The following is a 5926-nucleotide window of genomic DNA, read 5'->3' on the forward strand; positions in this document are numbered from 1 at the left end:
CCCATCCCGCCCGAGGATCGACTTCGAAACGCTGGTCGGCAGCCGGTTGCCGGTGTGGATCGGCGGGCTGGCACTGGTCGTCGGCGGCATCTTCCTCGTCCGCCTGTCGATCGAGGCGGGGTGGCTGCCCCCGGCGATCCGCACCGTGCTCGCCGCGCTGTTCGCCTGCGTACTGCTGGCCGGCAGCGAGGGTGCGCGCCGCATTTCCGCCACCCGCGACGATCCCCGGATCGCGCAGGTGCTGGCCGGCGCCGGCATCGCCTCGGCCTATGCCACGCTCTATCTGGCCGCCGCGCTCTATCACCTGATCGGCCCGGCGACCGGCTTTGCGATCATGCTGGGCGTCACCGCGCTCGGCCTGTTCCTCGCGCTGCGCCACGGGCCGCCGACCGCCGTCATGGCGCTGGTCGGCGGGTTCGCCGCGCCGCTGGTCGCGGGCTATGACGCCGCCGGGATCGGCGCGCTGCTCGTCTATCTCGGCCTGTTCGTCGCCGCCCTGCTGGCGCTGGCGATCGTGCGCGGCTGGGCGTGGCTGGCGCTGTCGGCGCTGGTCGCGGCGTTCGGCTGGGTCGGCCTGCTGATCGCGCTGGTCCCCCCGGCCAGCCTCGGCGGCATCGGCGTGTTCCTGATCGCGCTGGCCATCGGCGGCAGCCTCGCCGCCCCGCGTGCCGCCATCGCCCGCCCGTGGTTGCGCGCCGCGCCGGTCATCGTCGCGCTGGTGCAGATGCTGGCGCTGGCCCCGATGCTCGACTTTTCCGCTCTGGCGTGGAGCTTCTACCTCACCCTCTCCGCCGCCGCGCTGTTCCTCGCATGGCGCGACACCACGCTGCTGCCCGCCGCGATCAGCGCAGCCCTCCTCGTCACCCTGCTCGTCGCGCTCGGGCTGGTGCAGGGCAGCAATGCGACGCCGCTGGCGCTGCCTGTCGCGCTGCTCTTGTTCGGCGCGGGCGGAGGCGCCGCCTCGCGCCGCGCGCCCGGCTGGGCCGTCGTCGCGCTGGCCGGCACCGCCGCGCCGTTGCTGGTGGCGCAGATCGTCGCGCCGTCGCTCCTGCCCCCCATCGGCTGGGCGCTCGCCGACCTAGCCCTAGCGCTCGCCGCAGCCTTCCCCGCCCACCGCCACCGCGACCGCGCCGGACGGGGGGATCTGGGGCTGGTCGGCGGCGTCGCCGTTGCCGCGCTTGGGCTGGGCCTCGCCGTCGCCGCGATCCTGCCGCCCGCCTTCGCCATGCTCGCCCCGCTGGCCGCGCTCGGCATCCTGCTCGCCGCCGCCCGGTTCGACCCTGCCATCCCGCAAAGCCTCGCCCTCTTCCTGGTGATCGTCCTGCTCGCCCTCGCCCTGCCGCCGCTGTCGGACGTCGCGCAGGCGCTGGCCGTCTCGATGATCTGGGAGGAACTGCCCTATCTCCACCTCCCCCCGGCCGGCGACGCGGCGCGCCTGCTGGTGATCCCGGCGCTCGCCCTGCTCGGCGCAGGTCGGTGGCAACGCGATCTTTTCGGCCCCGCCCGCCGCATCATCCTGCCGGCAACCGCTGCGATCGCCATCGCCGGCCTCTACGTCCTGCTCAAACAGCCGCTCGCCGTCGCCACCCCCGATGCATTCCGCAGCCGGGGCTTCATCGAACGCGCCGTCCTGACCGACCTGACACTGATCGCCGGCGGGTTGCTCTGGTTCCGCCACCGCCCGCTGGCCATGGCGCTGGTGGCGCTGGCCCTTGCGCGCATCCTGTGGTTCGACCTGCTCGGCCTCAACCCGGCATGGGTTCCGCAGGAAGTCGGCGCGCTCCCGATCCTCAACGCCGTCACGCTCCACCTCGCCCTCGCCTCCGCGATCGTCTGGCGCCTGACCGGCCTGCCGCGCCGCAGCCTGATCGCCGCGTTGCTCACCCTCGCCGCGACGCTGGCCACCATCCGGCAGATCGCGCAAGGAAGCCTCCTCACCGGCCCGGTCGGCCTGAGCGAGAATGGCGGCTATTCGGCGGCGATGCTGGTGCTGGCGATCCTGTGGCTGTGGCGCGGCATCGCGCGGCACAGCGCCGACCTGCGCCGCTTCGGCCTGACGCTGCTGACGCTCACCACGCTCAAAGTCTTCCTGATCGACGCCTCTGCGCTCGAAGGGGTGCTGCGCATCCTCTCGTTCATGGCACTGGGCGGCGCGCTGATCGGGATCGGCTGGGCGTACCGGCGGTTCGTGATAGTGACGGCACCGGCCCGCTCCCCCTCCCCGCCACCCACGCCAGTATCCTGAATGGGTGGCGGGGAGGGGGAGCGGGCCGGTGCCGGCTTCATACATTCAGCCGGTAATGCGCCGCCAGCCGATCGAGCGCCAGCGTAAGCACCAGCCGCCCGGCCCGCGCCGGCCATCCCAGCGCCTTCTCCGCCGCCGGCAGCCCTTCGTTCGCGCATACCGTCCGCCACAAGATGTCCGACAGCCCCGGCCCGACCGCCGCCACCGCCGCGTCGAACCGGGCCTTGGCCGCGACCTGTCCGCCCGACGGATCGCCCGGAACCCCCTTCGCCCCCCGCGGCGCACCGTCCCAGCGCATCGTCACCCGCGGCCCCAGCGCCGCGCGCTCATAATCGCCGCGCAGCCGCTCGCCCGCCTCATATTGCCGCGCATCGACCAGCGACCGCGACCGCAGCCAGTCGAGCGGCGATTCGCGCAGGTTCACCTGCACCCGCCGCCCGCCCGGCTCGTCGCGCACCCGTCCGTCCGCCAGCCGCCGCTCCACCAGTTCGCGCAAACCCGCCTCCACCTGCCAATTGAGTGACGGGGTTGCCATGGCGGCACCTTTGTAGGAAAGCGTTTGTACCAGATTGGTTTGCGGACAAAGGATACCGACATGATCACCGCCATCCGCGAAGTCCGCCGCGCACAGGGACTGACGCTGGAGGAGGTCGCGATCCGCTGCGTACCGCCCACGACGGCGCAGACCATCGGCCGCCTCGAAACCGGCACCCGCACCGTCTCGGTCGGCTGGCTCAACCGCATCGCGGCCGCGCTTGCGGTCGATGCCGCCGATCTCGTCCGCTTGCCCGAACGCCCCGACCTGCCCGTCGCCGCGATCCTCGACGGCGCCGGGGCCAGCGCTCCCCGCCGCGCGATGAGCGTCACCCCGCCGCGCAGCGAAGGCGACCTGATCGCGATCATCGTGCAGGCGACCACCGGCGACTATCGCGCGGGCGACATGATCTGGTGCCGCCGCCTCGCCCCCGCCGATTACATCGCCGCGCTCCACCGCGACGTGCTGGCCCCCGCGCCTGCCGGCCGCTTCGCCTTCGGCCGGCTGCTCGCGTTCGATGGCGACATGGTATCGATCCTCCCCGCGACGCTCGGCGCCAGCCCGGTGGCCCTGCGTTGCGCCTGGATCGCGGTGGCCGAACGGCTGGTGCGGAACCTCTAGGGCCGACCCTACCCAGCTCACACCGTACCCCCGCGCAGGCGGGGGTCCAGGGCCCAGCATAACAACGGCCGGCTATCGTGACCCTGGATCCCCGCCTGCGCGGGGATACGAATCCCTTCCCCCCAACCCCCAATTTCCCCAACGTCACCCTAAACCGTGATGACGCCCCGCCCTTCGCGTGTTAGCCCTCGTCCATGCCCGTCTCGGCCACCGCCTCCGCCCGCGAAATCCTGACGAACCTTCACGACGTGATGGCGTCGCGAAGTCCAGCGCAGGCGAAGCTCAACTCGGTCGTCCGCATCATCGCCGAGGCGCTGGATAGCGAGGTCTGCTCGATCTACCTGCTGCGCGAAGGGCTGCTCGAACTCTTCGCCACGGTCGGCCTGTCGCAGGAGGCGGTGCACGTCACCAAGCTGGCGCCCGGCGAAGGCCTCGTCGGCACCATCGTCGCCAATGTCGAAACGCTGAACCTGGCCGAGGCCGCGACCCATCCCGACTTCGCCTATCGGCCGGAGACGGGCGAGGAAATCTATCACAGCTTCGCCGGCGTGCCGATCATCCGCCGCGAGCGCGCGGTCGGGGTGCTGGCGGTGCAGCATGCCGATCCGCGCCGCTATGCCGATGTCGAGATCGAGGCGTTGCAGACCGTCGCGATGGTGCTGTCCGAACTGATCGCCAATGCCGACCTGATCGACGCGACCGGCGCGCCCTCCACCCGGCCGCAGGCGACCGGCGCGGTGCGCGTGCCCGGCTTCAAGCTGGTCGAGGGGATGGCGGCGGGCGTCGCGGTCTTCCACCAGCCGCGCATCGTCATCGAACATACCGTGGCCGAGGATGTCGAGGCGGAGCGCCACCGCGTCTATGCCGCGTTCGACAAGATGCGCGACCAGATCGAACGCATGTCGAACCAGGCCGAATTCGGCGTCGGCGGCGAACATGACGAGGTGCTCGCGACCTACAAGATGTTCGCCTATGACGAGGGTTGGGCGCGCCGGATCAACGAGGCGATCGACAGCGGCCTGACCGCCGAGGCGGCGATCGAGCGCGTGCAGCAGCGCACCCGGATGCGGATGCGCGAGATCAAGGATCCGTTGCTCGCCGACCGGATGCACGATCTGGAGGACCTGTCCAACCGCCTGCTGCGCATCGTGTCGGGCCAGCTCGGCACCGCCGCGCAAATGGGCCTGCGGCAGGACACGATCCTGATCGCCCGCAATCTCGGTCCTGCCGAACTGCTCGAATATGACCGCCGCCGTCTGAAAGGGGTCGTGCTGGAGGAAGGGTCGCTGACCGCGCATGTCGTCATCGTCGCCCGTGCGATGGGCGTGCCGGTCCTGGGCCGCGTCCGCGACATCCGCCGCCTGATCGCGGAGGGCGACCGGCTGCTGCTCAATTCGGTCGAGGACCTGCTGGTCATCCGTCCGACCCCGGCGATGGAGGAGGCGTTCGAGGCCAAGCTGGCGCTGACCCAGAAGCGCCGCGCCGCCTTCGCCGCGATGAAGGGCGAGCCGCCGGTCACGAAGGACGGCCACCGCGTCACGATGATGGTCAATGCGGGGCTGCGCGACGACGTCGCCGCGCTCGACCTGACCGGCGCCGACGGCATCGGCCTGTTCCGCACCGAATTCCAGTTCCTCGTGTCCGCCACCCTGCCCCAGCGCGAGCGCCAGCAGCGCCTGTACCGCGACGTGTTGGACGTCGCCGGCGACCGCCCGGTCGTGTTCCGGACGGTCGATATCGGCGGCGACAAGGCGCTGCCCTATCTCGACCATGCCGAGGGGCATGACGAGGAAAACCCGGCGATGGGCTGGCGCGCGCTGCGCCTCGCCCTCGGCCGCGAAGGGCTGATGAAGGCGCAGGCCCGCGCCCTGATCGAGGCGGCGTCGGGCCGCACCCTCAACGTCATGTTCCCGATGGTCAGCGAACCCTGGGAATTCGACGAAGCACGCGCCCTGTTCGAGGCGCAGCGCGAATGGCTGCGCGGGCGCGGCAAGCCGTTGCCGACCGACATCCGCTACGGTGCGATGCTCGAGGTGCCGGCCCTTGCCGACGTGCTCGATTTCCTGTGGCCCAGCCTCGATTTCCTGTCGATCGGCACCAACGACCTGACGCAGTTCCTCTTCGCCGCCGACCGCGCCGACCCGCGCCTCGCGCTGCGCTACGACTGGCTCAGCCCGGCGATCCTGCGCTTCCTGCGCCGGGTGACGAAGGCGGCGCAGGAAGCGGGCAAGCCCGTCGCCGTCTGCGGCGAGATGGGCGGGCGTCCCTTGGAGGCCATGGCGCTGATCGCACTCGGCATCGACCGCCTGTCGATCACCCCCGCCGCTGTCGGCCCGGTCAAGGCAATGCTCCGCTCGCTAGACCGCGGGGCAGCAATGGCCGAAATCGACCGTCTGCTGGCGACCCCCGCCAGAACCCTCCGCCCCGCCCTCGAAGACTGGGCAAAAACCAACGGCGTAGAACTGTCCTAAAAGCTCCTCCCCGCTCCGCGGGGAGGGGGACCGCCGGCGAAGCCGGTGGTGGAG

At 71.4% G+C, this 5926-nt stretch carries 4 protein-coding genes; 3 read left to right on the forward strand and 1 reads right to left on the reverse strand.

Annotated elements, in window-relative coordinates:
• The coding region (locus tag CA237_RS18930) for a DUF2339 domain-containing protein (protein ID WP_126015256.1) at positions 1-2245 on the forward strand (2245 nt) is incomplete at its 5' end.
• 37 nt (positions 2246-2282) lie between these two features.
• Here CA237_RS18930 and CA237_RS18935 read toward each other — a convergent pair.
• On the reverse strand, positions 2283-2780 hold the full coding sequence (locus tag CA237_RS18935; protein WP_232307943.1) for a DUF6456 domain-containing protein: 498 nt from the start codon (positions 2778-2780) through the stop codon (positions 2283-2285).
• 60 nt (positions 2781-2840) lie between these two features.
• On the opposite strand from CA237_RS18935, the gene CA237_RS18940 reads away from it, so the two are divergent.
• Positions 2841-3401 carry a helix-turn-helix transcriptional regulator gene (locus CA237_RS18940; RefSeq protein WP_066690085.1) on the forward strand — a complete coding sequence of 187 codons (561 nt, stop codon included), beginning with the start codon at positions 2841-2843 and terminating at the stop codon, positions 3399-3401.
• Between the two features lie 194 nt (positions 3402-3595).
• Entirely contained in the window at positions 3596-5872 is a 2277-nt protein-coding gene (ptsP, locus tag CA237_RS18945; RefSeq protein ID WP_066690080.1) for a phosphoenolpyruvate--protein phosphotransferase, read from the forward strand.
• Positions 5873-5926: the final 54 nt, after the last annotated feature.

Origin of the sequence: Sphingomonas sp. ABOLH (assembly GCF_003951715.1) — a bacterium.
In the GTDB taxonomy this organism is placed as follows: Bacteria; Pseudomonadota; Alphaproteobacteria; order Sphingomonadales; family Sphingomonadaceae; genus Sphingomonas; species Sphingomonas hankookensis_A.

Coding starts and splice junctions, on each gene's coding strand:
- CA237_RS18935 (WP_232307943.1), bottom strand. CDS start 2,780: ATGGCAACCCCGTCACTCAATTGGCAGGTGGAGGCGGGTTTGCGCGAA.
- CA237_RS18940 (WP_066690085.1), top strand. CDS start 2,841: ATGATCACCGCCATCCGCGAAGTCCGCCGCGCACAGGGACTGACGCTG.
- ptsP (WP_066690080.1), top strand. CDS start 3,596: ATGCCCGTCTCGGCCACCGCCTCCGCCCGCGAAATCCTGACGAACCTT.